The 24646-nt window shown below is 68.4% G+C and carries 20 protein-coding genes; 13 read left to right on the forward strand and 7 right to left on the reverse strand.

Annotated elements, in window-relative coordinates; all coding sequences use genetic code 11:
- Positions 1 to 588, reverse strand: coding sequence for a peroxiredoxin (locus G4H71_RS19885; protein ID WP_072738671.1), 588 nt, complete (start codon positions 586 to 588; stop codon positions 1 to 3).
- A 217-nt stretch (positions 589 to 805) separates the two neighbouring features.
- Between G4H71_RS19885 and G4H71_RS19890 the strand changes: the two genes are divergently transcribed.
- Positions 806 to 1747 (forward strand): hydrogen peroxide-inducible genes activator, encoded by a 942-nt coding sequence (locus G4H71_RS19890; RefSeq protein WP_072738670.1) that lies wholly within the window; start codon positions 806 to 808, stop codon positions 1745 to 1747.
- A gap of 42 nt (positions 1748 to 1789) precedes the next feature.
- Here the strand turns inward: G4H71_RS19890 and G4H71_RS19895 are convergent, their stop codons facing one another.
- The gene (locus tag G4H71_RS19895; protein ID WP_072738669.1) at positions 1790 to 2563 is read right to left on the reverse strand and encodes a LysR family substrate-binding domain-containing protein; all 774 of its coding nucleotides are present in this window, start codon (positions 2561 to 2563) and stop codon (positions 1790 to 1792) included.
- Between the two features lie 58 nt (positions 2564 to 2621).
- Between G4H71_RS19895 and G4H71_RS19900 the strand changes: the two genes are divergently transcribed.
- Entirely contained in the window at positions 2622 to 2999 is a 378-nt protein-coding gene (locus G4H71_RS19900; RefSeq protein ID WP_072738668.1) for a DUF5997 family protein, read from the forward strand.
- A 61-nt stretch (positions 3000 to 3060) separates the two neighbouring features.
- Positions 3061 to 4269, forward strand: coding sequence for a cation:proton antiporter (locus G4H71_RS19905; RefSeq protein ID WP_072738667.1), 1209 nt, complete (start codon positions 3061 to 3063; stop codon positions 4267 to 4269).
- Positions 4270 to 4303: 34 nt separating this feature from the next.
- Here G4H71_RS19905 and G4H71_RS19910 read toward each other — a convergent pair whose 3' ends face one another.
- Entirely contained in the window at positions 4304 to 6808 is a 2505-nt protein-coding gene (locus tag G4H71_RS19910; RefSeq protein ID WP_072738666.1) for a DEAD/DEAH box helicase, read from the reverse strand.
- A gap of 332 nt (positions 6809 to 7140) precedes the next feature.
- On the opposite strand from G4H71_RS19910, the gene G4H71_RS19915 reads away from it, so the two are divergent.
- From G4H71_RS19915 to G4H71_RS19940, 6 genes are all read left to right on the forward strand, one after another.
- Positions 7141 to 7920 carry an ABC transporter ATP-binding protein gene (locus tag G4H71_RS19915; protein WP_246442901.1) on the forward strand — a complete coding sequence of 260 codons (780 nt, stop codon included), beginning with the start codon at positions 7141 to 7143 and terminating at the stop codon, positions 7918 to 7920.
- Positions 7920 to 8690, forward strand: a complete 771-nt coding sequence (locus G4H71_RS19920) for an ABC transporter ATP-binding protein (protein ID WP_072738748.1) — start codon at positions 7920 to 7922, stop codon at positions 8688 to 8690. The genes G4H71_RS19915 and G4H71_RS19920 overlap by 1 nt, the downstream gene beginning before the upstream one ends.
- Positions 8690 to 10543 carry an AMP-dependent synthetase/ligase gene (locus tag G4H71_RS19925; protein ID WP_072738746.1) on the forward strand — a complete coding sequence of 618 codons (1854 nt, stop codon included), beginning with the start codon at positions 8690 to 8692 and terminating at the stop codon, positions 10541 to 10543. The genes G4H71_RS19920 and G4H71_RS19925 overlap by 1 nt, the downstream gene beginning before the upstream one ends.
- Entirely contained in the window at positions 10540 to 11493 is a 954-nt protein-coding gene (locus tag G4H71_RS19930; RefSeq protein ID WP_072738665.1) for a branched-chain amino acid ABC transporter permease, read from the forward strand. Before G4H71_RS19925 ends, G4H71_RS19930 begins: the two co-directional genes overlap by 4 nt.
- Entirely contained in the window at positions 11490 to 12707 is a 1218-nt protein-coding gene (locus tag G4H71_RS19935) for a branched-chain amino acid ABC transporter permease (RefSeq protein WP_083343193.1), read from the forward strand. Before G4H71_RS19930 ends, G4H71_RS19935 begins: the two co-directional genes overlap by 4 nt.
- A 122-nt stretch (positions 12708 to 12829) precedes the next feature.
- Positions 12830 to 14137, forward strand: a complete 1308-nt coding sequence (locus G4H71_RS19940; RefSeq protein ID WP_083343192.1) for an ABC transporter substrate-binding protein — start codon at positions 12830 to 12832, stop codon at positions 14135 to 14137.
- A gap of 81 nt (positions 14138 to 14218) precedes the next feature.
- Here G4H71_RS19940 and G4H71_RS19945 read toward each other — a convergent pair whose 3' ends face one another.
- Together G4H71_RS19945 and G4H71_RS19950 are read right to left on the reverse strand one after the other, a co-directional pair.
- The gene (locus G4H71_RS19945; protein ID WP_072738743.1) at positions 14219 to 15256 is read right to left on the reverse strand and encodes an alpha/beta fold hydrolase; all 1038 of its coding nucleotides are present in this window, start codon (positions 15254 to 15256) and stop codon (positions 14219 to 14221) included.
- Positions 15257 to 15458: 202 nt separating this feature from the next.
- Entirely contained in the window at positions 15459 to 16415 is a 957-nt protein-coding gene (locus G4H71_RS19950) for a proteasome assembly chaperone family protein (RefSeq protein ID WP_072738664.1), read from the reverse strand.
- Between the two features lie 274 nt (positions 16416 to 16689).
- Between G4H71_RS19950 and G4H71_RS19955 the strand changes: the two genes are divergently transcribed.
- The gene (locus tag G4H71_RS19955) at positions 16690 to 17406 is read left to right on the forward strand and encodes a sensor domain-containing protein (RefSeq protein WP_246442750.1); all 717 of its coding nucleotides are present in this window, start codon (positions 16690 to 16692) and stop codon (positions 17404 to 17406) included.
- 147 nt (positions 17407 to 17553) lie between these two features.
- Entirely contained in the window at positions 17554 to 18705 is a 1152-nt protein-coding gene (locus tag G4H71_RS19960; RefSeq protein WP_072738663.1) for a DUF4192 domain-containing protein, read from the forward strand.
- A gap of 24 nt (positions 18706 to 18729) precedes the next feature.
- On the opposite strand, the gene galE is transcribed toward G4H71_RS19960, so the two are convergent.
- Positions 18730 to 19725 carry a UDP-glucose 4-epimerase GalE gene (gene galE, locus G4H71_RS19965; RefSeq protein ID WP_072738662.1) on the reverse strand — a complete coding sequence of 332 codons (996 nt, stop codon included), beginning with the start codon at positions 19723 to 19725 and terminating at the stop codon, positions 18730 to 18732.
- A 4-nt stretch (positions 19726 to 19729) separates the two neighbouring features.
- A complete protein-coding gene (locus G4H71_RS19970) occupies positions 19730 to 20422 on the reverse strand; it encodes an iron-dependent transcriptional repressor DtxR (protein WP_072738661.1) in 693 nt (230 codons plus the stop codon).
- 148 nt (positions 20423 to 20570) lie between these two features.
- Here G4H71_RS19970 and G4H71_RS19975 point away from each other — a divergent pair, with 148 nt between their 5' ends.
- Positions 20571 to 21842 (forward strand): acetoin utilization protein AcuC, encoded by a 1272-nt coding sequence (locus G4H71_RS19975; protein WP_072738660.1) that lies wholly within the window; start codon positions 20571 to 20573, stop codon positions 21840 to 21842.
- Positions 21835 to 24522: a bifunctional acetate--CoA ligase family protein/GNAT family N-acetyltransferase gene (locus tag G4H71_RS19980; RefSeq protein WP_246442739.1), complete on the forward strand. Its 2688-nt coding sequence runs from the start codon at positions 21835 to 21837 to the stop codon at positions 24520 to 24522. The genes G4H71_RS19975 and G4H71_RS19980 overlap by 8 nt, the downstream gene beginning before the upstream one ends.
- Positions 24523 to 24646 lie beyond the last annotated feature (124 nt).

Raw genomic sequence — 24646 nt, forward strand, 5'->3', positions numbered from 1 at the left:
TCAGACGCTTTCCTTCAGCAGCTCGCCGGCGTCGATCGTCGGGTCGCCCTTCTTCCAGTTGCAGGCGCACAGCTCGTCGGACTGGAGCGCGTCGAGGACACGGAGCACCTCGTCGACGTTGCGGCCCACGGAACCCGCAGTGACGGAAACGAACTGGATCTCGTTGTTCGGGTCGACGATGAACGTGGCGCGGTCGGCGACACCGTCGGCGTTGAGGACGCCGGTGGCCTCCGCGAGCTCACGCTTGAGGTCGGAGAGAATGGGGAAGGGGAGGGTCTTGAGATCCTCGTGCTGTGCTCGCCACTGGAAGTGCACGAACTCGTTGTCGACAGACGCACCCAGAACCTGGGCGTCACGGTCGGCGAACTCTTCGTTCAGCTTGCCGAACGCGGCAATCTCGGTGGGGCACACGAAGGTGAAGTCCTTCGGCCAGAAGAACACGATCCGCCACTTGCCGGCGTAGTCGTCGCTGGTGACGGTCGTGAAGTAGTCGTCGGGCTGCTGTGCGTCGACCTTGGAGAGGTCGCCACCGATCACGGCGGTCAGGTTGTACGTGGGGAACTGGTCGCCGATGGTGAGCAGAGCCATATTCTCTTCCTCCTGTGTTCGAAGCTGTTCGTCTCGAAGCTGTCCGTGTCGAAACTGTCCAACGCGCAGCAACACCACTGCGTCGAGTGGCTGGGAATCCCGGAAAAATGCGATCGGTGCGTGTTCGTGTGCACCGACCGCGTTTTTCTGGTGTGAGTCCATTCTGCACCAACCGTTTCAAAAGGTAAAGGTGATAGGTGGCACTACACTGATAGGCATGGGTGATCAGACTTATCAACCGACACTGTCGCAGCTGCGTGCGTTCGTGGCGGTGGCGGAATACCGCCATTTCGGTACGGCGGCAACGAGACTGAATGTGAGTCAGCCCACACTGTCGCAGGCGTTGGCCGCGCTGGAGAACGGTCTCGGAGTCCAGCTGATCGAGCGGAGTACGCGCCGCGTCCTGGTGACCGATGCGGGCGCACGCCTCCTCGGTCAGGCGAAGACGATTCTCGAAGCGGCCGACGGCTTCGTGGCCACGGCGGCGGGGGCGGGGGGACGACTCGCCGGTCCGCTGCGCATCGGGCTCATTCCGACGGTCGCACCCTATGTCCTGCCCGCGTTCCTGCCGGCGCTGGCCGCCGAGATGCCCGCGCTGGTTCCGCACGTCGTCGAGGACCAGACTTCCCGCCTGCTCGAGGCGCTCCGCGCGGGATCGCTCGACGTCGCCGTCCTCGCGCTACCGACCGATACTCCCGGCCTCGTCGAGATCGCGCTCTACACGGAGGATTTCGTGCTCGTCACCCCGCCGGACCACGCGCTGGCCGGTCGCGACGACGTGCTGCCCGAGGACCTCGACCGGCTGCCCTTGCTCCTGCTGGACGAGGGGCACTGTCTGCGCGATCAGACACTCGATCTGTGTCGGTCCGTCGATGCCCGGCCTGTCGGTGGGGACACCCGTGCCACCTCGCTGTCGACCGTGGTGCAGTGCGTTGCCGGAGGGCTCGGGGTGACCCTGGTACCCGACAGCGCGTTACGGGTGGAGACGGCGAGGGCCCGGCTGGCCACCGCGCGTTTCACCGCTCCGGCCCCCGGCCGGACCATCGGGATGGTGTTCCGTGCATCGAGTGCGCGAGCGGAGGACTACGGCGAGTTGGCGGAACTTCTCCGGCGGGTGGCACCGGTGGGCGTCGATGCGATCGCCGGGCAGGTCGGTTGATCGCGTGATCGCGCACGGCACGCGAGCCACCGGCAGCCGACGTCAGCGTCGCCGGCCCTTGCCCCCACGCGGCCCGGAGCCGCCGCGTCCGCGGGTACCCCGCCGAGGTCGACCGGACTGGGGCGGAGTGCGTTCGGCGCGTGCCTTCTTTCGTGGGGAGGACGGCGTGGTCGGGGTGGTGGATGTGGCCGGCGGACTGGTGGGTCGGGCACCGCGGGAGGAGTTCGCGGTACGGCCTCGCACGATCCCGACGAACTCGTCGACGAGATCGGTCGTCTCGTCCGCGGGCCACACGAGGGCGACGACGGACACCGGCGCGTCGGTGACCGGCCGATAGGTGAGGTCGCGACGGTGATACAGGCGGGCGAGGGACTGGGGGACGATCAGCACACCGACTCCCGCCGCGACGAGTTCGATCGCGTCCTCCGTCGTGGCGGGACGGTGTCCGGCAGCCGTGCCGGGCAGCCTCGGCCACTCGGTCGGATCGTCGAGGGGATGGACGAGCACCTCCTCGTCGAGGTCGGCGAGAGCGACCTCCGGGACGGCCGTGACCAGGTGGTCCTTCGGCACGACGACCACCGTCGTTTCCTCGTACAACCGGATCACGCTCAGGCCGGTGCGGTCGACGGGCAGCCGGACCAGCCCGACGTCCACGCGAGGCGACCGTACCGCCGCCTCGGCGTCGAGCGTGTCGACCGCGATCAACTCCAGCGGCACCTCGGCCATCCGCTCGTTCCAGATACGCACCCATTTGGCCGGAGTCACACCGGGCACGTACGCCAGCCGGAATGTCCGCTGGTCGGCCGGATCAGTCATTCCGTCAGGCTACCGGCCGGCGTCGAGCCTTCCCGGCCGCAGTCGTTAGGCTGGAGCCATGACCTCCCGCAAGACCAGCCAGACGATGAAGCCGGCGACCGCCGCGAAGAAGCTCGGCGTGTATCTCCCGGCCACCCCGGCTTCGTTCCGGGAGGGCGTGGTGACCCGGGACGAACTCGACGCCTTGCAGGCGGACCCGCCGGATTGGCTGGTGGAGTTGCGGCGTGAGGGCCCGCACCCGCGACCGGTCGTCGCGGCCAAGCTCGGAGTCTCGATCGGGGGATTGGCGCGAGGCGGTGTCTCCGAAGCGCTGACGACCACCGAGATCGATGCCCTGATGGCGGATCGGCCGGAATGGCTGCAGCAGGAACGGGCCACCCAGGCCGAGGTGCGCCGCGAGCAGGCGAGGTTGAAACAGCGGCGCGCCGATTCCTGACGAGCGGGCCGATTCCTGACGAAAGTGCCTGGGACGGGGCTCCGCCAGGGATAATCGGGTCGTGCAGAGCATCGAAGTGTCGTTGTTCTGGATCGTGCTGTGTGCACTGATCGCGCCGATCCTCGCGGGCCTGGTGCCCCGTCGCCTCGTGCCCGAGGTGGTACTGATGCTCGTGGCGGGGGTGATCATCGGCCCGTACGGTCTGCACCTCGCGGACGTGGGCAGTGAGATCGCCCTCTTGCAGGAGCTGGGCCTGGGCATGTTGTTCCTGCTCGCCGGCTACGAAGTGGACACGGACGAGCTGAACGGGCCGGGCGGGCGGCGGGCACTGGCCACCTGGCTGGTCTGCCTCGCACTCGCCTTCGGGCTCGTCGGCGCACTCGGCGCGGCAGGTCTGGTCGACGCCGAGGTGGCGATCGCCATCGCCCTGGTCTCGACGGCGCTGGGAACGCTTCTGCCGATTCTCCGCGACGCCGGGTTGATCGGGACGACACTCGGCCGGGCCGTACTCAACCACGGAGCGGTCGGCGAACTCGCCCCGGTGATCGCGATGGCCGTCCTTCTGGGTGCGCGTGGCACCTTCGGGTCGATGGTGGCTCTGGCCCTGTTCCTGGTCGCCGCGGCGCTGATCGGCCGACTGCCCCGGCATCTCGCGGCGATCACCTGGTTCGCCGACATCGTGCGCCGCGGAGCGCAGACGACGTCCCAGACGACGGTCCGGGGGACGATGTTGCTCCTGGTCACTCTGCTGGTCATGGCCTCGGCCTTCGACCTCGATGTGATCCTCGGGGCGTTCGCCGCAGGGTTCATCCTGCGGCGACTGGTGCCCACCGGCGACGACGTGCTCGAGTCGAAGCTCGACGGGCTCGCGTTCGGGTTCCTCATCCCGATCTTCTTCATCACCGCCGGCATGGGGGTGGACGTCGGTGCGGTGGCCGAGGCACCGTGGGTGCCCCTGGTGTTCTTCGTCATGATCGTGCTCGTCCGCGGCGGTCCGGTGCTGTGGGCGACCAGGCTCGATCGCACCTCGCCGGAGCGGGCGGGTGGGCGGACCTTCACCGGAAGCGAGCAGTGTCAGGTGGCGCTGTACTCGGCGACGGGCCTGCCCCTCATCGTCGCGGTGACCGGCGTGGCCGTCGATGCGGGTCAGATGAGTCATGCGAATGCATCCATGCTCATCGCTGCGGGCGCACTGACCGTTCTCGCTCTACCGCTCTCCGCGGCCCTGCTGCGTTCGCGGACCGACACCTCGAGCGGGCGAGCACGCTGATCCCCCTCGAGCGGGCGAGAACGCCGACCCGGAGTCAGCCCTCGGCTACCTCGAACTCGTCGAAGACCACTTCGCCCGCCGCGTCGGACTCCGCGAGGTTCACCTCACCGAGCAACGCCCATCCGTGATCGCCCTGCGGATCGTCGAGCACCTGCCGGACCCGCCACAGTCCCGGTTCCTCGGTCACCTGGAACAGGAGCGGTCCGCGTGCTTCCTGCCCGGTGCGGATCTCGTCGTACTCGTCGAAGTACAACTCCAGCAGGTCCTCCCAGTCCTGTGCGCCCAGCCCGTCGCCGAGAGTGGCGAGTTCGTCCCACCGCCGCCGCGACGCGAGGTCCACCCGCCGGAACATCGCGTTGCGCACCATGACCCGGAAGGCGCGGGTGTTCGCGGAGATGGGACGTGGACTGTCGGCCCCGAACGCGATCTGTTGTTCGTCACCCTCGACGGCGGGGTCGGTGAGTGCCTCCCACTCGTCGAGCAGGCTCGAGTCGACCTGGCGGATCAGTTCCCCGAGCCACTCGGTGAGGTCCTCGAGCTCCTCGGTGCGCGCCTCGGCCGGAACAGTCTGTCGCAGAGCCCGATACGCGTCGGCGAGGTAGCGCAGCACCGACCCTTCGGACCGGGTGAGTCCGTAATGGCTGACGAGTTCGGTGAACGTCATGGCGCGCTCGACCATGTCCCGGACGACGGACTTGGGGGAGAGGGTGAACTCGGCGACCCACGGATGGCTTCCGCGGTACGTCTCGAAGGCGGGGAACAACAGGTCCGCGAGGGGTGTGGGCCACGTGACCTCCTCGAGCAGTTCCATCCGTTCGTCGTACTCGATACCGTCCGCCTTCATCAGCGCCACCGCCTCGCCACGGGCGGCGTGCTGCTGCGCCATCAGGATCTGACGCGGATCGTCGAGGGTCGACTCGACGACCGACACGACATCGAGTGCGTATCCGTCGGACTCGGAATCGAGCAGTTCCAGTGCGGCGATCGCGAAGGGCGACAGCGGCTGATTGAGGGCGAAGTCGCGCTGGAGTTCCAGGGTGAGGCGCGCCGTGCGGCCGTCGGCGTCCGGCTCGTCGAGCCGCTCGACGATTCCCGCGCCGAGCAGCCCGCGGTACAGCGAGAGGGACTCGAGGATGTGCCGACGTTGCGCGGCGCGGGTCTCGTGATTGTCCTCGAGGAGGTGCCGCATCGCGTCGAAACAGTTGCCGGGGCGTGCGATGACGTTGAGCAGCATGGAGTTCGAGACTCGGAAGCGGGATGTCAGCGGCTCCGGCGGAGCGGCGACCAGCCGGTCGAACGTGGCCTCGCTCCACGAGACGAATCCGTCGGGTGCCTTCTTCCTCTGGACCTTTCGCCGCTTCTTCGGGTCGTCACCCGCTTTGGCGAGTGCCCGGATGTTCTCGACCTCGTGCTCGGGAGCTTGGACGACGACCGTACCCATCGTGTCGAAACCCGCCCGGCCCGCGCGCCCGGCGATCTGGTGGAACTCCCGGGCCCGGAGATGGCGGGTGCGGGTTCCGTCGTACTTGGTCAGTCCGGTGAGCAGTACCGTCCGGATCGGAACGTTGATACCCACGCCCAGGGTGTCGGTGCCGCAGATGACCTTGAGAAGCCCGTCCTGGGCGAGCTTCTCGACGAGTCTGCGGTACTTGGGCAGCATTCCCGCGTGATGTACGCCGATACCGTGCCGGACGAGGCGCGAGAGGGTCTTGCCGAACCCGGTCGTGAACCGGAATCCACCGAGTGCGTCCGCGATCGCGTCCTTCTCCGCGCGGGAGCAGAAGTTCACGCTGGTCAGTGCCTGCGCGCGCTCGAGGGCGGCGGCCTGGGTGAAGTGCACGACGTAGACCGGTGCCTGATGCGTGGTGACCAACTCCTCGATGGTCTCGCCCACCGGGGTCGTGGCGTACGAATAGGTCAACGGGACCGGCCGCGCGGAGCCTTCCACCACTGCGGTGGGTGTGCCGGTGCGTCGGGTGAGGTCCTTCGCGAAGAAGCCGACGTCGCCGAGAGTGGCCGACATCAGCAGGAACTGAGTGTTCGGCAACTCGATCAGCGGGACCTGCCAGGCCCAACCCCGGTCCGGCTCCGAGTAGTAGTGGAACTCGTCCATCACCACCTGGCCGATGTCGGAGTTCGGCCCTTCTCGCAGAGCGAGATTCGCCACGATCTCCGCCGTCGCGCACACGATCGGGGCGTGCGGGTTGACGGCGGCGTCTCCCGTCATCATGCCGACGTTCCTGGCGCCGAACACCTCGGTGAGCGCGAAGAACTTCTCGCTCACGAGCGCCTTGATCGGCGCGGTGTAGAACGTGCGCATTCCCGCCGCCATCGCATGGAAGTGGGCGGCGACGGCCACCATCGACTTCCCCGAACCGGTCGGCGTCGCGAGGATGACGTGGGCACCGGACACGAGCTCCATCACCGCCTCTTCCTGGGCGGGGTAGAGGTCGAGCCCCCGATCGGTGGTCCAGGTGAGGAACGCGTCGAATTCGGCGTCGGCGTTCGGCTCGGGTGGCAGGAGATCGGGCAGCAGCACCGCTCCAGGCTAGTCGGCCCGGCGGAGCGTTCGGCGCAGTCGTGTCCGTGGACGCCACCACCTACGTGGACGCCGGCGCGATCGCATGCGGATCGAGAGCGAATTGTCGTTCACTTCATTTCGGCAGTCGGCGAACCGTTCCTGGTCATATCGCCAGTGCATACCTACTGGTCGGTGTCGGCGGGATTGCTGCTCACTGCGGAGAAGTGGCGTCCGCTCACTCACCGGAAGTCTGTCGTCGATATCGCTCCCGCCGAAGGCAACGGACATATAGGATCCTCCCGACACGATCGAATGTGATCTACCGCACAAAGGGGGTCAGCTTGCTCGCAGTGCGGAATCTCGAGGTGGTCTACGAGGACGTCGTTCTGGTGTGCAAGGGCGTGAGTCTGTCCGTGCCGCCGGATGCGATCGTCGCTCTTCTCGGCGGAAACGGCGCGGGAAAGACGTCGACGCTGCGTGCGATCTCCGGCCTGTTGGACGTCCACCGGGGCAGGGTCGCTGCCGGAACGGTCTCGGTGGACGACCGGCAGATCACCACTGCGGGCCCGGCGTCCGTGGTGGCCGCGGGCATCGGGCAGGTGATGGAGGGGCGCCGGGTATTCGTCGAGTTCACCGTCGAGGAGAACCTCCGGGTCGGTGCGCACACCCGGCCGCGGGCGTCGATCGCAGGAAACCTCGAGCGGATCTACACGATGTTTCCGGTGCTCGCGTCCCGGCGTACCCAACGGGCGGGCTACCTCTCCGGTGGCGAGCAGCAGATGCTCGCGATCGGGAGAGCGTTGATGTCGGAGCCCCGCTACCTGCTGCTGGACGAGCCGAGCCTCGGTCTGGCGCCCCGTGTGGTGGAGCAGATCCGGGACCTGGTCGTCGAGATCAATGCCGCCGGAACGGGGGTGCTGCTGGTCGAGCAGAACGCTGCCATGGCCCTCGAGATCGCCCACCACGGGTACGTGATGGAGAACGGAAAGATCGTGATGGACGGTCCCGCCGAGGTGTTGCGGGACGATGCGGACATCCGCGAGTTCTATCTCGGGCTGGGCGCCGAGGGTGCCGGATCCTCCTACCGCGACGTCAAACATTATCGGCGACGGAAGAGGTGGCTGTCGTGATGCTGGAAGTGGAAGGCCTCGGCCTGTCGTTCGGGGGCACCACCGCCCTCGCCGACCTCGACTTCGACGTGCGCGCAGGCGAACTGTTCGCGGTCATCGGCCCGAACGGTGCGGGCAAGACGTCGCTGTTCAACTGCCTGTCCGGCGTGTACCGGCCGGACCGCGGGTCTCTCGTCCTCGACGGAGAATCGCTGCGAGGCAAGAGACCTGACGCGGTGGCGCGCCTCGGTGTCGCCCGAATGTTCCAGAACATCGAGCTCTTCGACAATCTCAGCGTCCTCGACAACTTGAAACTCGGCAGGCACCAGCATCTGCGGTACGGACCGTTGGCAGCGGCCGTGTACCTCGGCCGGGCCCGCCGCGAGGAGCTGCGGGCCCGCAGGTTCGTCGAGGACCTGGTCGACTTCCTCTCGCTGGAAGCAGTACGGCACCACCCGGTGGGGATGCTTCCCTACGGGATCAAGAAGCGCGTCGAACTCGGACGTGCCCTGGCGATGGAGCCGCGACTGCTGCTCCTGGACGAGCCGGTGGCAGGCATGAACGCCGAGGAGACGGAGGACATGGCGCGCTACATCCTCGACATCAGAGCCGAACTCGGTGTCACCGTGATCATGGTCGAGCACGACATGCGCCTGGTGATGGATCTCGCGGACCGGGTCCTGGTCCTGGATTTCGGTCGTCGGATCGCGATGGGTACGCCCGCGCAGATCCAGGCCGATCCGGCCGTCATCCGGGCGTACCTCGGCGGCGCGAAGGAGGTCGAGGCGTGATGCGTACCCTTCCCGGAATGGTGGCCGAGCGCGCGGCGGCGTCACCGGACACCGTGGCACTGCGGGTGAAGAGCCTGGGGATCTGGCAGGACATCACGTGGCGCGAGTACGCGGACGAGATCGTCACTGCGGCACACGGTCTGGCCGCTCTCGGGGTCGGGGCCGGGGACCGGGTGGGAATCCTCTCCGAGAATCGCCCGGAATGGTTGTATCTCGACCTCGGAACTCTGTCGCTGCGCGCGATCACGGTGGGCTTCTACTCGACCAACCCGCCCGCCGAGATCGAGTACCAGGTGAGGGACGCCGGCGTCCGGGTGCTGGTCGCGGAGGATCAGGAACAGGTGGACAAGATCCTCGCCGTGTGGGGGCGCTGCCCGGACCTCGACTGGGTGGTGTGCCTCGACGGCCGTGGCATGGCCGCCTACGACCATCCGAAGCTCCTGTCCCACGAACAGTTCCGCGCGGCGGCAGCCGAACATCGACGCACACACCCGTCGATCACGGACGATCCGCCGCGCCCGGATGACGTCGCCACGCTCGTGTACACGTCCGGAACCACGGGCCCGCCGAAGGGCGCCATGCTCTCGGTCGCGAACATCGACTTCGCCGTCACCACGCTGCTCTCCGCCGACGGCCTGTTCCAGCCGCCTCCCGGGCCGCGGGACGTGAGTCTGTCGTTCCTGCCGCTCAGTCACGTCGCCGAGCGCGCGGTCACCACGTGGACCAATGCGGCGTCGGGCGTGGTGGTGCACTTCGCGGAGTCCATCGACACCGTCGCGGCCAATCTCACCGAGGTCCAGCCGACCCTGCTGTTCGCCGTGCCCCGGATCTGGGAGAAGCTCCACTCCACCGTTCTGGTGAAAGGGGCGTCGGCGTCTCCGGTCAAGCGCATCGCACTGCGGATCGCGACGGTGCTCGGCGGGGTCATCGCCGCCGATCGGATCGCCCACGGCGGCAGCCACACCGTGCGCTCCCGGGTGCTGTACGCCATCGGCTATCCGCTGGTGTTCCGTTCTCTACGCGACAAACTCGGGCTGCGGAAGGTGCGTGCGGCACTGTCCGGGGCAGCGCCGGTCTCGCCCGACGTGATCGCCTTCTTCCTCGGTCTCGGGGTCCCGATGTACGAGGTGTACGGGATGACCGAGAACTGCGCGATCGCCACGGCCAATCGCCGCGGCCGGGTCAAGCTCGGCACCGTCGGTGAGCCGGCACCGGGTATCGAACTGGAACTGGACCCGGACACCGGGGAGATCCTCACGCGGCACCCCGGAAACTTCGTCGGCTACTGGAACCGGCCCGAGGCGACGGCGGCGACCCTCGACGAGGCGGGATGGCTCCACACCGGCGACGTCGGGCAGTGGGTCGACGGAACCCATGTCCGAGTCGTCGACCGCATCAAGGACATCATCATCACCGCCGGGGGAAAGAACATCTCGCCGTCGGAGATCGAGAACCAACTCAAGGCGTCGCCCTATGTGAAGGAGGCGGTCGTCATCGGTGATCGGCGTCCCTACCTGACCGCACTGATCGGTATCGAGTTCGACACCGTCGGCGACTGGGCCTCCCGACAAGGAATCGAGTACACGACGTACCGGGATCTCGCGACCAAGCCCGAGGTCCTCACCCTCGTCCGCACGGTGGTCGCGGACACCAACACCCGGTTCGCGCGAGTGGAGAACATCCGCAAGTTCCGGGTCCTGCCGAAGATGCTGGATCACGACGACGGTGAGCTGACCGCCACCCAGAAGGTTCGGCGGGCCGCGCTGCACGAGAGATTCGGCGATCTCATCGACGACATGTACGCGGACGAGACCACGCAGCCGGGTGGAGACCTCGCGGAGGTGACACCGTGATCACCTTCCTCGATGCTCTGATCGCCGGGATCGGTCTCGGCGGGGTCTACGCGCTGATCGCGGTGGGGTTCGTGATCATCTTCCGTGCGACGGGCGTCCTCAACTTCGCGCAGCCGGTGTTCATGATCTTCGGCACCTACGTCAGCTATCTGGTCGCCTCCAGGTTCGGTCTGCCGTTCCCGGTGGCGGTGGTGTGCGCGGTCCTGGCGGGCGCCGCCGTCGCGATGGCGACCGAACGGGTCGCGATGCGCCCCATGATCGGTAGGCCGCCCTTCGCCGCGGCCCTGGTCACGGTCGGTCTGTTCGCGGCCGGACTGGTCGTCACCACCAAACTCATCGGACACAACGTGATCAACTCCGGTGATCCGTGGGGACTGTCCAACTTCTGCGTCGGTGGGCAACGCCGCGCCGACGGCACGACCATCGCCGGCATGCCCGCCCCGTGTGTGGACGGTGTGACGGTCAACTACACCGACATCGCGAAGATCGTGGTCGCCGTCGTCACCATCGGAGCGCTCGGATGGTGGCTGGGCAGGTCCCGGTACGGCCTGGCGATGCGCGCGACCGCCATGGACCAGGAAGTCGCGCAGGCCCAGGGCATCCGTGCCGGTTCGGTGTTCGCCGTCTCGTGGGGCATCGCGGGTGGTCTCGCCGCGCTGGCGGGCGTGCTGATCGGCATGGCCCCGGGCGGGGTGTCCGCGCTGGCGGCCCTGATCGCACTCAAGGCACTTCCGGCGATCATCCTCGGCGGACTCGACTCGGTGAAGGGCGCGGTCATCGGCGGAGTCGTCATCGGGGTGGTCGAAACGATGACCAAGGTCTACCAGCCGGGCGCGGCGCCCTGGCTCGGTGCGAACTTCGACATCGTCATGCCGTACCTGGTGATGCTGATCGTCCTCATGATCCGGCCCTACGGGATCTTCGGAACCAAGGAGGTTCAGCGCGTATGACAGTCGCGGAGAAGGACACCGACGGACACGCCACGCTGGGGTTGAGTGGCCGGGACCACGACGCGCGACGGGGCCGGGCCCGCGCGCCGCGGTCGCTGGGGTGGGGGCGTCCGCGGCTGTACACCGGGTACGGTCGGGAGCAGGGACTGTGGAACACGCCGACCAAGGCGTGGTGGACGTTCGGTGCGATCGTGCTCGCCCTGGCCGCACCGTTCTTCCTGAGCACCGACCTGACGATGCTGTTCGCCCTGGCCGCGGTGTACGCGATCGGCGGCATCGGGCTGAACCTGCTCACCGGCTACGCCGGCCAGATCTCGCTCGGGCACGCATTCTTCGTCGGGGCAGGCGCGTACACCGCCGCGGTCTTCGGTGGCGAGTCCTCCTCACGGGTGTGGGGCCTCGGCTGGGACATGGCGCTGTGGTTGCCGCTGTCCGCGATCATCCCCGGCCTACTCGGACTTCTCTTCGCTCCCTTGGCGTCTCGGGTGCGTGGGCTCTATCTGGCAACTCTGACCCTCGCCCTGCTCATGCTCGGCGAGCACGTGTTCCGGGAGTGGCGTTCGGTGACCGGCGGTGCGGGAGTCGGCCGCGCGCCCGCCACGCTCACCCTGTTCGGGGCCGATCTCACGGCGACGTACCGGATCGGGCCCCTGCTGATGACCCGGCAGGTCACCCTCTACCTGATCTGTCTGGTCCTGTTGGTGGTTTTGGCCCTCGCGGCCCGAAACCTCGCCCGCTCGAAGGTCGGCCGCTCGTTCGCCGCCGTGCGCGACCGGGACATCGCCGCGGAGATCATGGGTGTCCCGCTCCAGCGGACGAAGACCCTCGCCTTCGCGTTGTCGTCCGCGTACGCGGGTGTGTGCGGCGCCCTGCTGTCGGTCGTGATCGGCCGGATCAGTCCGGACCGATGGAACTTGTTGCTGTCCATCGACTTTCTCGCGATCGTCCTGATCGGTGGAATGGCGACGGTGTCCGGTTCGCTCATCGGCGCCGCGTTCGTCGTCCTGCTCCCACGCCTGATCGAGGAGACCGCGCACCTGCTCCCGTTCATCACCGGGCAGGGCGTGTCGGGTGCGGGCCTCACGGTCGACGAGTTCAAGACGGTCGTGTTCGGACTGCTCATCGTCCTGTTCGTCGTCCTCGAACCACGCGGACTCTTCGGTCTGTGGGCCCGAATACGCAACTACTTCCGAGCCTGGCCTTTCTCGTACTGACATACCGACCCGATACCCGACACAGCCGCCACAGGAGGACACCAACCCCCACCCACCGCTTTCGGGAACCACCCACCGCTTTCGGGAACCACCCACCGCTTTCGAGAATCAACGGAGGAACGATGTCGAAACGCACACCATCACGCGTCGGACGCCGAGCACTGGCCGTCCCCGCAATCGCCGCGGTCGTCTTCGCCGGGGCGTGTTCGACCGTCGAGGAGTCCGACGAGGAGACCATCGGAACGGGGGTGACGTCGGAGCCCTGTCCGGACGCGGTCAACCCCGACAACGGCTGCATCTACCTGGGTGTGCTGTCGGACCTCGAGGGCGGACCGGTCGCGGCGCTCGCGGTGCCGATGAACGAGGGCCAGATCGCGTTCTGGCGCACGGTGAACGAGAACGGTGGAATCGGCGGGTACGACATCGACGTCACCGCGAACACCCGCAACACCGCCTACGACCCGCAGCGCCATGCCGCCGCGTACCAACAGATCGAGCCGAACATCCTCGCTCTGGCGATGAGTCTCGGCACGATCAACACCGAGGCGGTGCTCGATCAGATGGACGCCTCCGACCTGGTCGCGGTGCCCGGTGCGTGGTGGTCGGGTTTCCAGTTCCCTGACACCGATCTGGGGCTGATCCTGGAATCGGGATACTCCTACTGCACCGAGTCGGTGATCGGCCTCGACTGGTTCGCGGAGACACACGGGAAGCCGGAGACCGTCGTCACCGTGGGATTCCCCGGTGACTACGGCGGAGACTCGGCCGAAGGGGCCCGGCTCTGGGCGGAGGCCAACGACGTGGAGGTGTCGGCCCAGATCGACAGCGCGCCCAACCAGATCGCCGGAAACCAGGCAGCGGCGATCGGACAGATCGTCTCGCTCCAGCCGGACGTCGTCCTTCTCGCCGTGACTCCGGCGGAGGCGGCGGAGATCGTCGCCGGTTCGGTACAGGCCGGGTATGCCGGCCGGTTCATGGGCTCGGTACCCAGCTTCAACCCGGCGCTGCTCAACACCCCGGCCGCGGGAGCGTTGACGTCGCTCTACAACCACATCGGGCCGTGGCAGGGCTGGGACGGCGACAGCGAGGGGATCACGGCGATCAAGGAATCGACCGGCGGGACCCTGCCCTCCAACCAGGGCTACCTGTTCGGATGGACGCTGTCGTACCCGATCAAGGCGCTGCTCGAGAAGGCCGCCGACGAGGGCACGCTCACCCGTGCGGGGCTCAGGGACGCAGTGGAAGGACTCGAGGTCGACTACCAGGGAATCCTGCCGACTGCGACCCTCGGAGAGCAGCCGAGTCTGGACAGCCAGTCGGCGACGATCTCGGTCCCGGATCCGGCGGTCGAACTCGGAGTGCGCACTCTCGTCAACGACTTCCGTGCGAGCACCGAGATCGACTACTCGGGACCCTGCTCCGACTCCTGACTCCCGTCTCCCGGTAGACCGCGGCCCCTCCGATCGACGATCGGAGGGGCCGCGGCCTGTCGAGAGGGTATCGGGGAGGAATCAGGTGGCGCTGCGTTCGTCGGAACCCATGGCGTCGAGCACGGCCATGCGGGTGGCGGCGCTACCGGTGATCACGGACTCGCCGACGCCGGAGATCAGCATCTGCCGCCAGCGGGCCTCGTCGTACACGAGCGGGCGGGTGGACGAGAGGAAGTCCTCCACCACTTCGAGGAAGTGCATCGGGTCGTCCCGGAAGGGGAAGTGACCGGCGCCACGGAAGATGTCGAGTCGTGAATCGGGCATCGCGGCGTGGGCGAGATGGGCGTGGCTGACCGGTATGACCGAATCCTGGTCGCCCCAGATGAGCTGAACGGGGAGATTTTCGGTCAGATAACATCGGTCGAGCATGGTGACCACCTGGCCGCGCCAGTCGACGACTGCCCGCAGGGTGCGCAGATAGGCCTCGTACGCCGTGGGGTCGGGGAGTGCGGACAGGACGCGGACCAGATCCGGGGTGTCGTGCAGGATGGCGCCGGGGCGTAGCGACGTGCCGTGCAGGGAGGACAGCGCGGAGCCGACCAACTGCACCAGCGGCATGGCACCCGGGATTCGCAGAAGCTTGAGGGCCTCGTTGGCGATCGGTACGGACGCCAGCCTCAACAGGGGGTGGACGTCCTTCGTGACGCCACCCGCGGACACGAGGATGAGGCGGTCGACCATCTGCGGAAACTGGTACGCGAACTGCATTGCGACGCCGCCGCCGAGCGAGTGGCCGACCACCGTGACGTTCTCGACGCCCAGGGTGGACAGCAGATCACGCATCCCGTTCGCGTACGCGGCCACCGAGTAGTCGGCGCGAGGCTTGTCGGAGCGACCGTGACCGAGCAGGTCCGGCGCGATCACGGTGTAGTTCTTCGCCAGGTGGGGGATGATTTCCGTCCACGTCGACGAGTTGTCGCCGATTCCGTGCAGAAGCAGCAGCGCCGGCCCCTCGCCCGCCATGCGGAACGCCCGCCGGTATCCGTGGATCGTGCGGAACATCATCCGAGGTTCGGCATCCGGTACCGGCCTGAGTGGACGAACGCGAGGTCTGCTCATCTTCGCCTCCTGCACCGAGTCGTCGGTCCGGGTGAACCGCCGTCTCGATCGGTTGTCTGTGGCCCGAGGTTATTGCACTCGGTGCGGATGGACAACGTGAAGACTGGACAACGGTTCACTTTCTCAACCAACCGAACCCGCGGTGCGGATGGTTCACAGGTTCAACCTACGCGCCGGTGTCCGGTTCGTCCTGTCGAGCGGCTCAGTCGTTACCAGGTTGTCCGTTACCGGGCTGTCCGGGGTCGTTACCGGCCTGTTCGGCGAGGAACTGCTCGAAACGAGCGCCCAGTTCGTCTCCGCTGGGGAGCTCCTCGTCACCGGCGAGGAGGCTGGACTGCTGCTCCTGGGCGGTGACGAACGCGTCGTACTGGCGTTCGAGTGCTCGCACCACCCCCTCGATCTCGGCGTTGTCGGCGACGTGCTCGTCGATCTGCTCACGGACCCGTGCGGACGCCTCACCCAGAGCGACCAGCGGAAGCTGCAGGTCGGCCACCTCGACCACGTTCTCCAGCAGCGTCTCCGCGGCCGCCGGATAGTCGGTCTGGGCGAGATAGTGCGGGACGTGCACGGAGAATCCCACCGCTTCGTGACCGTGCTGTGCCATGCGCATCTCGATGAGGGCGGAGGCGCTCCCGGGTACCTGGATCTCGCCCGGCCAGCTGTGATGCCCTGCCACCAGGTCCTTGTTCGTCGAGTGCGCGGTGAGACCCAGCGGGCGGGTGTGCGGAATGGCCATGGGAATCGCGCTCAGTCCTACCGTGCGCCGAACGCCGAGCTGTTCGGCGAGCAGGCGCACCGCCGTCACGAATCGCTCCCAGCGCAGGTCCGGTTCCACGCCCGCGAGCAGCAGAAACGGTGTTCCCGCCGTGTCGCGCAGTGCGTAGAGGTTCAGCTGTGGGGCGTCGTACGCCGAGAAGTGGTCGGTCTTGAACGTCATGGTGGGTCGGCGCGAGCGGTAATCGACCAGCTCGTCCACGGCGAAGGACGCGACGAGTTCCGATTCCAGGCTCTCGCGCAGGTGGGTGGTCGCCAGGCGGACCGCGTGCCCGGCGTCGGAGAATCCCTCGAGACCGTGGATCAGAACGGGGCCCTGACCGTCCTCGGACGACAGTTCGGGCCCGGGAAACTCGAGTTCGTACATCTTCGACTGCTCGTCCATGAATGACCCTTTCCACGTGTCTGCGAATCCCAGTTTCGCCCAGTTGGTGCGCGTGGACGAAATCGGGCTCCGCGCGGCCGGCGTCACCGCCGGATCCTGTCGGAGACAACGTCGGCGACACCGCTCGTGATTCCCGCCCGAGGCCCGTGTTCGCTACGGGCGAGATCGTGGCCGCGGGCAGTCCGCCACCCGCCGACAGGTTGCGCCGTCCAGCCGAATGGTTGTGGCACCCTGGCGGAGGAACTGACTGCCCGGTATCTCGGTGAGGAGCGACGTGAACTGTTCTCGACTGCGCGGTTCCCGACTGCGTGTTCGCGTCCTGGCCGGGCTCTCTCTCGCGCTGGTGTCCGTGGTCGCGGCCGTGGGATGCGGTCAGACGATCGTCGGTACGGCGACGGCCTCGGAGGAGATGGTCGACGGGGCCCGCGGGGGCGACCTGTCGGGGCTGCTGCTCGACCCGGCGGCCTTCCCTCCGCAGTACCCGGCGATCGTGCTGCCACCGTCGGCCGTCGCACAGGCAGCCCCCGATCTGACCGGCGTCCCCCCGGGCGCGGTGGTGGATCCCCTCGAGTGCATGCCGGATGTGCAGGGCTACGGCCCCGACCGGACCGTGATGGCGGTGGGCACCGACGAGACGAGTCGGTCGACCATCACGGTGGAGGTGGCGCGGGTTCGGGAATCGCTGCCGGAATGGACCGAACGACATCGCGAATGCGAGGACATCACGGTGAGTTCGTCGGGTGCGACCTCCGAGGTGCAGACGCGGAGCACCCCGGCGCGGCCGGTGAGCGCCGAGGATTCGGCCGCTCTCCGCCGGACGGTGACGTCCGGTGGGGAAAGCACACCGGTGCGGCAGTCCATGCTCACACTCGTCGCGCAGACGGAGGACATCCGAGTGTTGGCGACGTTGATGTACTTCGGTGACAGACAACCGGATACGGCCGCGCTCGACGACGTGTTCGTCGAGGCGATCGGCGCGGCCGGCCTCTAGCACTGCACCCTGACAACTCCGCGGTCGTCCGCCGTCGCGTGCAGCAGTTCGGCGGGGTGTCGTCCACAGGTTTTCCCGTTCCCCAACGACGTGTCCGGACAGCCCCTTTCCGGGTGTGTCGTCGTGGCGGGGGGAGACGGTGGGCCCATGACCACTTCAGAATCCCGCCGCCCCGAGAGCCCAGACAGCCCTGAGACACCGGACAGCCCTGAGGCAACGGACCACCCGGCCGCACCTGTCCGAGTCGACGATCCCGGAGATCTCCTCGCCGCCCTACCGGCGATGCTGGGCTTCCGGCCCACGCGGTCCGTGATCGCGATCAGTCTCTGCGGTCACGGACCGTCGCGAATCGGCACGGTGATGAGGCACGACCTCGAACTCGGCGTCACCGGCAGAGCCGTCATGGCCGACGCGACCGAGCGCTTCGTCTCGGTGGCACAACGAGAACCCGCCGTCGGGATGATCCTCGTCTTCGTCGACGACCGATTCGGAGCGGATCTGTGCGGGCCCGCGGACCCGCGGATCCGATCCGAGGTGCTCGCCGTCGTCGAGCGCTTCGACGAGGAGCTCGTCCGCCGCGGCATCGTCCTCGCCGACGTGTTCGTCGCCGCCGAGGTCGCGTTCGACGCCCCGTGGTCGAGCCTTGCGCCCGGCGGGGCGGGAGGCCGCCAGCCGGACCCGCGGTCGTCGTCCGTCGCGGCGGCGCAGGTGCTCGGCGGGCGTGCCATCCTCGCCTCCCGCGAGGAACTGGTCGGTGTGTTGACGCCCGCCGCCGCGGCGGATCGGGCCCGGGTCGGCGCGGCGATCGATGATCTGCGTGCGCGGACGGAGCCGATCGACGCCGAGGACCTGCCCGCTCACCGAGATCTGCTCGAGGCGCTGCTCGACCGCGTACGAGCCTGCGCGCGGGGCACCGTCCCCGACCGCGACGCCGCGGCGGTTGCGGCGTCGGCCCTTGCCCACGCGCCGGTGCGGGACGCCGCCCTGGCGTTCGCGGTGGGCGATCTCGCTGCGGCCGCCGAACGATTGTGGGTCTCGTTGACCCGGACGCTGCCCGACCCGGACCGGGCGGGCGCGGCGACACTGCTGGCCTACTCCGCGTACGTCCGAGGTGACGGGCCACTGGCCGGGGTCGCGCTCGATGCCGCACTGGCGGCCGATCCCGGCCATGTCCTGGCCAGGCTGCTCGATACCGCTCTCCGCAGTGGCCTCCGGCCGGAGCGGGTGCGGGAACTGGCCGACGTCGGGTACGAGTGCGCGGGGCGGATCGGAGTGCGCCTGCCCCGGTCGGGCGACTGAGCGCTGTCTCGGGACCTGCCGGCGTCAGCGCCGGGCCGCGTGGGACCGGTCGCCCAGGTCCTTCAGGAACTGCCAGGCGTCCGCGACGATCTCGTCGAGATCGGTGTGTGCCGGGCTCCAGCCGAGTTCCGCGATGGCCCGGTCGCTCGAGGCGACCAGCACGGCCGGGTCACCGGCGCGGCGCGGTGCGTCCTCCGCGGTGATCGGCAGCCCGGTGACCCGCTCGCACGCCGAGATCACCTCGCGGACACTGAACCCGGACCCGCTTCCCAGGTTGTAGATGTCGTGACGGCCGGGCGTGGAGGCATTCACCGCGAGCAGGTGCGCCTCCGCCAGATCCAGAACGTGGATGTAGTCCCGGATGGCGGTGCCGTCCGGGGTCGGCCAGTCCGTTCCGAAGATCGAGATCTTGTCGCGCTGGCCCAGAGCGACCTGGAGGACCAGCGGAATCAGGTGGGTTTCGACGACCCGATTCTCGCCCGCGCCCCGGTAGGCACCCGCCACGTTGAAGTAGCGCAGGCTGGTGGCGGCCAACCCGTGTGCGACCGCGTAGGACGAGATGGCGTGGTCGATCGCGAGTTTCGTAGCCCCGTACGGGTTGGTGGGCCGGGTGGGGTCGGCCTCGGTGATGGGCGAGTGGTCCGGTTCCCCGTACGTGGCCGCGGTGGACGAGAACACCAGCCGGGACGTCCCCGACGCACGCATCGCCTCGAGCAGCGTCAGGGTCGTCACCACGTTTCCCTGCCAGTACTTCTCGGGTACCTCCACCGACTCACCGACCAGCGATTGCGCAGCGAAATGGAGGACACCGTCGAATCGCGGTGCACGGGGGTCGGTTCCGAGGACGTCCGCAGCCAGTGCCGCGACATCGCCTCGGACGAACTCCGCGCCCGCGGGTACCGCGTCGGCATTGCCGGTGGACAGATCGTCGACGACGACCACCTCGTGCCCGCGCTCGAGCAGGAGAGTGGCACACACGCTTCCGACGTAACCGGCGCCGCCGGTGACGAGCAACCTCATCGCATCAAGCCTGGACCTGCTTGACCTGAACCGCGTGTGCCATCTCGTCGGACAGTTCGAAGGTCTCGTGACCAGGCACGGTGATCGTCACCGCTCCGGACTTGTTCTCCACCACGACCCGGGCATCCGGAACGACGCCCGCCTCGCGTAGCCGACCGATCACCTCCGGATCGGACTGCACGTGCTCGGCGAGACGCCGCACGACGACCGCCGTCGGCTCGCCCTGAGGCAGATCCGTGAGCCGGATCAGCTTCTCGTCCGTGGCGACAGGCCTTTCGAGGCCCAACTCGGCCAGACCCGGGATCGGGTTGCCGTACGGGGACGTCGTCGGATTGTCGAGGACCTCGACCAGACGGCGCTCGACCTCCTCGCTCATCACATGCTCCCAACGGCAGGCCTCCGCGTGCACGTCTTCCCACTTGAGCCCGATGACGTCCACCAGCAGACGTTCCGCGAGGCGGTGCTTGCGCATGACCGAGACCGCCAGTGTGCGGCCCTTGTCGGTCAGTTCCAGGTGCCGGTCTCCGGCCACGGTGAGCAGCCCGTCCCGTTCCATCCGGGCCACGGTCTGGCTGACCGTCGGGCCACTCTGTTCGAGTCGTTCGGCAATGCGCGCGCGAAGTGGGACGACGCCCTCTTCTTCCAAATCGTAGATCGTCCGGAGATACATCTCCGTGGTGTCGACCAGATCCTTCACTCTCACACCCCTTCGTCCCGTCCGATTCTACCGGGTCGATCGCCGGGAACGGTGTGTCAGCCCACGCCACGCCGGGGGACCGGCGTGTGCATGCCGATTCCGGTATCGGTGTGACGTCGTCGGCCGCACGGCAGTAGCGTGCAGAATCATGACGGCGTCGCCCAATTCCCCTCATCGATCGGCAGCCCCCGACGGCGGCCACGCGGTGGTCTGGAGTCAGGACTACCTGGGGTACCGCTGGAGCGCGGATCACCCGATGAATCCACAGCGGCTGGCGCTGACGATGGACCTCGCGCGCGGTCTCGGCGTCCTGGACGGAGTCGAACCCGTCCGTCCGGCGGCCGCCAGTGACACGGAGTTGCTCCGGATCCACACCGCGGACTACATCGAGGCCGTCAAGCGCGCGGGACACTCGGACGCGGTGGGAGTGACCGAGGTGGACGTGCCGCACGGTCTCGGCACCGAGGACAACCCGGTGTTCCCCGACATGCACGAGGCCAGTGCGATCCTCGCCGGCGGGTCCCTGGCCGCGGCCCGCGAGATCGCGGAGGGACGCACCCGGCGCGCGGTGAGCATCGGCGGCGGCATGCACCACGCCATGCCCGGCTGGGCATCGGGGTTCTGCGTCTACAACGACGCGGCCGTGGCGATCTCCTGGCTTCTCGACCACGGATTCGACCGCATCGCCTATCTGGACGTCGATGCCCATCACGGCGACGGCGTCCAGCACGCCTTCCTCTCCGATCCGCGCGTGCTCACCGTGTCCGTGCACCAGCATCCGGCGACGCTGTGGCCGAACACCGGGTGGGCGAGCGAGGTGGGGGACGGGGCCGCCGAGGGCACCTCGATCAATCTCCCGGTGCTTCCCGGCACGGGCGATGCGGTGTGGCTGAGGGCCTTCCACGCCGTCGTACCCGCGGCACTGGCCGCGTTCCGGCCACAGATCGTGATCAGTCAGTGCGGCGTCGACAACCACCGCGAGGATCCTCTCGCGGACCTGGCCCTGACCGTCGACGGACAGCGCGCCGCGTTCGTGGCGATGCGTGATCTCGCCGATCGGTACGCCGAGGGGCGCTGGCTCGCCGTCGGTGGAGGCGGCTACGGCCTCGTGCGAGTGGTACCCCGGGCGTGGACCCACCTCATCGCGGCCGCGCTCGACCGCGATGTCGATCCGGCCCGGGCACTGCCGGATTCGTGGCTCGAACAGGCGGCGGGGTTCGCGCCCGGCGTCGAGTTGCCGACGTCGATGAGCGACGGGGGCGACGTGGACTATCTCGCCTGGGACGGTCCCGGAGGGACCCCGGAGACCGGGATATCGTCGATGGACCGGGCACTGACCCGCGTCGATGCCGCCATCATCGCCACCCGTCGAGCGTGTTTCCCGCTGCTCGGCCTCGATCCGGAGGATCCCCGTGACTGAGCGTCCCGACGACGACCGTTCTCGCGCGCTCGAACGCGCGCACGTGTTTCCCAGACACTGGGTCGCGGACGTACTCGCAGCGGACGGCGGAGCGGTGTCGCTGCGTCCGATCGTTCCGGAGGACGCGGACCGGTTGACCGAGTTCCACGGCAAGTTGTCCGAGCGAACCCGGTACCTGCGCTACTTCGGTCCCTATCCGGTGATGTCCCGCAAGGACGTCGTGCACTTCACCACCGTCGACCACCACGACCGGGTCGCGTTCGTGATGGTCCTGGGCGGAGTGATCATCGCGGTGGGGCGGTACGAGCGCCTGACGAACGTCGGTGACGGCAAGTCGGCCGAGGTCGCCTTCGTCGTCGCGGACAATCACCAGGGACGTGGCCTCGGCCCGATCCTGCTCGAGCACCTGGCCGCAGCCGCGGCGGAGAACGGCCTCACCAAGTTCGTCGCCGAGGTCCTCGCCGAGAACCGGAACATGGTCACCGTGTTCCGCGAGGCCGGGTATCAGGTCAGTCGGAGCTTCGAAGGCGGTGTGCTGCGGCTGGAGTTCGCGATCGACCCCACCGAGGCGCTGGTCTCGGTCCGCAACTCTCGCGAGCGCGCCGCCGAGGCGCGCAGCGTGCGCAACGTGCTCAATCCTCGTTCGGTGGCCGTGATCGGGGCGTCGTCGGATCCGTCGAAGGTCGGCAACGCGGTGCTGACCAACCTGCTGCGTGGCGGGTTCACCGGCCCGGTGTACCCGGTCAACGCCGAGCATCGCTCGGTCCGCGGGGTGCGCGCATATCCCTCCGTGCGCGACATTCCCGACGACGTCGACCTCGCGGTGGTGGCTGTACCGGCCGAGGCGATCGACGCCGTTCTCGACGACTGCCTCACCAAAGGGGTCAAGGGTCTCGTCGTCGTGTCCTCGGGTTTCAGCGAAACCGGTCCGCAGGGGCGACATTCCGAGCGGATGCTGGTGCACGCCGCTCGCGAGCACGGCATGCGTCTGATCGGACCGAACGCCCTGGGCGTGGCCAACAACGATCCGTCGGTCTCGCTCAACGCCACCCTCGCCCCGGTGTTGCCGAAGTCCGGCAACGTCGGCTTCTTCTGCCAGTCCGGTGCCCTCGGCATCGCCATCCTCGACGAGGCGGCGCGCACCGGAATCGGATTGTCCGCGTTCGTGTCCGCGGGCAACCGTGCCGACGTGTCCGGAAACGACCTGCTGCAGTACTGGGACACCGACGAGTCCACCGAGGTCGTGTTGCTCTACCTCGAGAGTTTCGGCAACCCCCGCAAGTTCTCGCGCATCGCGCGCCGGGTGGCGCGGAACAAGCCCATCGTGGCGGTCAAGAGCGGGCGGCACGCGGTGCCGCCCGCGTTGGCGGCCACGGGAGTGGAGATCGACGACTCGATCGTGCGGGCTCTGTTCGAACAGGCCGGTGTGGTCCAGGTCGGCTCGATCTCCCAGCTGTTCGACTCGGCGCTGCTGTTCGGGTACCAGCCCCTCCCGGCCGGGCCGCGCCTGGCGGTCGTGGGCAACTCCACCGCGCTCGGGGTCCTCGCCGCGGACGCGGCGCGCAGTGAAGGCCTCCAGGTCTCGCGTACCACCGATCTCGGTGCCCGGGCCACCCCCGAGGAGTTCGCCGCGGGTGTGCGGGACGCCCTCGATTCCGCCGACGTGGACTCGGTCATCGCGGTGTACGTCCCGCCCGTCCCGGTGCCGGTCGAACCGTTCGCACAGGCTCTCAAGGAATCGGTGCGGGGCGCCGAGAAGCCGGTGGTCACCACATTCCTGGCGGCGGAGGGTATCCCCGAGGTACTCGCGGTCCGCGACGCCGCCGGCCGCGCGGTCCGCGGTTCGGTGCCCTCGTATCCCGGGCCGGAGCGTGCCGCGCTCGCGCTCGCGCGGGCCTGGCGCTACGCCGCCTGGCGGCGGAGGCCCGCCTCGCACGTGGTGCGGCCCGAGGGGATCGATCCCGAACGGGCGAAGGCACTCGTCGAGCACTGGCTCGATGCGTCCCCGGGGCGTTGGCTCAGCGACGCCGAGTGCGCCGAACTGCTCGCGTGCTACGGCGTCCACGTCACTGTGTTCCAGACCGTCACGTCCGCGGACGAGGCGGCGGAGGCAGCGGGCCGAGTGGGTTACCCGGTCGCCGTGAAGGCGGTGGGCCGGGACTGGCGGCATCGCCCCGATCTCGGCGGCGTCCGGCTCGACATCTCGGACGAGGAGACGGTGCGCCGGGCGTACCGGGACCTGGCCGCGGCCACCGGCGAGCCCCTGGTCCAGGTCCAGCAGATGGCACCGAAGGGGATCGCCTGTGTGATCGGCGTGCAGGACGACCCGTCGTTCGGCTCCCTGATCTCGTTCGGGCTCGCGGGGGTCATCTCGGATCTGCTCGGTGACCGCGCCTACCGGGTCCTCCCGCTCACCGAGGACGGTGCGTCCGAGCTGGTCGATGCACCGAAGGCGGCGCCCCTGCTGTCCGGGTACCGGAATGCGATCCCCGCCGACAAGCGGGCGCTGGTCGATCTGGCGCTGCGGATCTCGACCCTCGCCGACGACATCCCGGAGGTACGCGAACTCGCGTGCGAGCCGGTGCTGGCGTCCCCGTCGGGGGCCTACGTCACCGACTCACGGGTGCGGATCGGACCGGAGCCGAGTGTCGTCGACCTCGGGCCACGCCGACTGCGGTGAGGGTTCACGTCGGGAAGCCCTTCCGGTACCCCGGACGGGTGTACGAATCGACAGTCGGCTGCGCCGCACATACGAAAGCCGTCCGTCCTCCACCTGAGGGGGTGGCGGGGGACGGACGGCTCTC

It is taken from the genome of Rhodococcus triatomae (assembly GCF_014217785.1).
GTDB lineage: Bacteria > Actinomycetota > Actinomycetes > Mycobacteriales > Mycobacteriaceae > Rhodococcus_F > Rhodococcus_F triatomae.

Bases quoted from the DNA above. Each gene is read 5' to 3' on its own strand.
- G4H71_RS19975 (WP_072738660.1), top strand. From the start codon at position 20,571: ATGACGGCGTCGCCCAATTCCCCTCATCGATCGGCAGCCCCCGACGGC.
- G4H71_RS19885 (WP_072738671.1), bottom strand. From the start codon at position 588: ATGGCTCTGCTCACCATCGGCGACCAGTTCCCCACGTACAACCTGACC.
- galE (WP_072738662.1), bottom strand. From the start codon at position 19,725: ATGAGGTTGCTCGTCACCGGCGGCGCCGGTTACGTCGGAAGCGTGTGT.
- G4H71_RS19895 (WP_072738669.1), bottom strand. From the start codon at position 2,563: ATGACTGATCCGGCCGACCAGCGGACATTCCGGCTGGCGTACGTGCCC.
- G4H71_RS19960 (WP_072738663.1), top strand. From the start codon at position 17,554: ATGACCACTTCAGAATCCCGCCGCCCCGAGAGCCCAGACAGCCCTGAG.
- G4H71_RS19935 (WP_083343193.1), top strand. From the start codon at position 11,490: ATGACAGTCGCGGAGAAGGACACCGACGGACACGCCACGCTGGGGTTG.
- G4H71_RS19900 (WP_072738668.1), top strand. From the start codon at position 2,622: ATGACCTCCCGCAAGACCAGCCAGACGATGAAGCCGGCGACCGCCGCG.
- G4H71_RS19920 (WP_072738748.1), top strand. From the start codon at position 7,920: ATGCTGGAAGTGGAAGGCCTCGGCCTGTCGTTCGGGGGCACCACCGCC.
- G4H71_RS19940 (WP_083343192.1), top strand. From the start codon at position 12,830: ATGTCGAAACGCACACCATCACGCGTCGGACGCCGAGCACTGGCCGTC.
- G4H71_RS19890 (WP_072738670.1), top strand. From the start codon at position 806: ATGGGTGATCAGACTTATCAACCGACACTGTCGCAGCTGCGTGCGTTC.
- G4H71_RS19945 (WP_072738743.1), bottom strand. From the start codon at position 15,256: ATGAGCAGACCTCGCGTTCGTCCACTCAGGCCGGTACCGGATGCCGAA.
- G4H71_RS19925 (WP_072738746.1), top strand. From the start codon at position 8,690: ATGCGTACCCTTCCCGGAATGGTGGCCGAGCGCGCGGCGGCGTCACCG.
- G4H71_RS19950 (WP_072738664.1), bottom strand. From the start codon at position 16,415: ATGGACGAGCAGTCGAAGATGTACGAACTCGAGTTTCCCGGGCCCGAA.